Genomic DNA, 414 nt, shown 5'->3' on the forward strand with positions numbered 1-414 from the left:
TCCGTCCTGTTTTCCATACTGGCCATATACGGCATAGCCATCGCTTTGGAGATAGCCTTTGAAGCCTTCCAATAGTTTTTTGGGAGCGTCCTTGCCTCGTCCTTTTTGGTAATCAAACAAGACACTTCCGTCCATAGGGTTATGGTAGCACCAGTAGTAACCCAGATGCGTCTCTTTCTTTTTGGTAGTATCCAAAACCCGGATGGTCGTTTCATCTGCCTGGAGGTATCCCTTGGACCGGGTGTCCTTCAGAAGCCAGTCATAGAGGATTTCCAGTCGTTCCAGCCCCTGTCGGACCCAGCCGTCCAGTGTGGAAGCAGCAATGGGTATCTTTTCCCGTTTGAAGCGCTGCAGTTGTCGGTAGAGCGGCAGGTGGTCCACATACTTGTCTGTCAGAATGGAGGCCAGTAACCC

Annotated in this window: 1 protein-coding gene; it reads right to left on the bottom strand. The window is 51.2% G+C overall.

Annotation, left to right across the window (positions count from 1 at the left end; all coding sequences use genetic code 11):
• Positions 1-414: IS66 family transposase (locus tag O0V13_RS21530; RefSeq protein ID WP_268037077.1), on the bottom strand; the 414-nt coding region annotated here is incomplete at both ends.

This window comes from Algoriphagus sp. PAP.12 (genome assembly GCF_026652115.1).
Taxonomy (GTDB): Bacteria; Bacteroidota; Bacteroidia; order Cytophagales; family Cyclobacteriaceae; genus Algoriphagus.